Origin of the sequence: Synechococcus sp. W55.2, from assembly GCF_047461635.1 — a bacterium.
Taxonomy (GTDB): domain Bacteria; phylum Cyanobacteriota; class Cyanobacteriia; order Thermostichales; family Thermostichaceae; genus Thermostichus.
Window position 1 is genome coordinate 1 of sequence record NZ_JANSHM010000117.1, and the last position, 1,599, is coordinate 1,599.

General features: G+C 60.4%; 1 protein-coding gene. It reads right to left on the reverse strand.

Translation table 11 applies throughout. The annotated features are described in order from the left end of the window. Positions 1-220 precede the first annotated feature (220 nt). Positions 221-1,599, reverse strand: a 1,379-nt coding sequence (locus NW828_RS13770) for a TolC family protein (RefSeq protein WP_414384467.1), incomplete at its 5' end; no start/stop codon positions are given.

Consider the following 1,599-nt stretch of genomic DNA (forward strand, 5'->3'; position numbering starts at 1 on the left):
AGCGGCGCGGAGCGCTAACCGGAGTCACTGTTCGCGTCAGCGGGACGGAGTCCTTGAAGCCTGCACTCTCTCGCTTTAGCGGCGCGGAGCGCTTTGCGTCAGCATGAGTGTGAGAGTATGTCACAACAGCTCAAGTTGGAATAGAACTGTTTCGTCGCGGTATCCATAGCACCCCTCTCCTTTTGGAAGAAGGGCTGGGAGTGAGGGAGAAAGGCTCAAGTCAAAGGCTGCCAATGGCCCGTTTCAGTTGTACCAGGGCGCGATTGTAGGCAATTACAGCATTGGAAAGGTTGCCACGGGCAGTGGTGAGGGCAGCTTCAGCATTGATCACCTCCGTTTGGGTGCCCACCCCCGCTTGCAGGCGCAGCCGGGCCAAGCGCAGGCTCTCTTCTGCTGAGGCAATTGCCACTTTGGCCGAGTCGATCTGTTCGCGGCTGGAGCTGAGGGTCAGGAAGGCTTCTTCCACCTCCCGCTGGATTTCATTGCGGGTGCCGACGAAGTTGCTCACGGCCACCTGTCCATCGATCTGGGCTTGGCGGGCTTGGGCAGCCGCTTCTCCTCCATCGAACCAAGTCAAGCTGAAATTGGCTCCCACCGAATAGCCAACATCAAAACTGTTGCGGCTGGCGTTGAAATCGTTAACGGCATCGAGGCTGGCGAACAAGCCAATTCGGGGGCCATTGCGGGCTTGTGCCAGGCGCAGGCGGCTTTGGGCCTGCTCCAATTCTCGGCGCCGGCGCTCCAATTCCTGTCGTTGGGCAAAGGCAGCAATGATGGTCTCTTCCAGGCTGAGATCCCACTCCCCCATCGGCTCAATGCGGTCGCTGGCCAACACGTCGGTGGGGCTGGGGAAATTCAGCAGTTCGGCCAGGCGGCGGCGATTCAGTTGTTGGGTGTTTTGAGCCGCCAGCAAGGTTTGTCGATTGTTGGCCAATTCCGTCTCTGCCTGGAGAATCTCAAAGCGGGTACCCAGCCCGGCCCGTTCTCGGGCTTGAGCATCCCGCAGGGTGGCTTCGGAACTTTCGACGGCAGCTTGGCTGATGGCAACCCTGGCATCTGCGCTTTGCAGATCGTAGTAGGCATTGGCCACAGCTTGTTTGACCGTCTGCAGCGTTTGCTCCAGCTGCAGTTGGGCGATGCGCAGCGCTTCCTGGGCCAGCTTCAGGTTTTGCTCCCTAAGGCCACTGTCAAAGGCGGTATACTCCACCCGCACCACACTGGCCGAGAGGGTGTGGGATTCGCGCCTTGGCCCACCACCAGGAGAGGGAGCCTCACTGTACTGGTAGTTGGCACGGCTGGAGAGGGTGGGAACAAAGGCAGCTTGAGCTAGAGCTACCCCGGCCTCGGCCCGCTCGACAGTCAGTCTGGCCTGCTGCACAGCCGGGTTCTGGGCAACGGCGATCTCCAGAGCTTCTTCCAAAGACAAGCCCTCCCTTCGCTCGATGCGCACCTGCAAGGGGGATTGGGGCACCACCAATTCTTCAGCCGTCAAAACCCCCTTTAGAGTCAGGTCAGCCGCAGGGGTGGAGTCAGCAGGGTTGGGGGGAATCGATAGGGTGGGGGGGGTGGGGGGGTGAGGATTTGGCGGCTGTTGGGCAG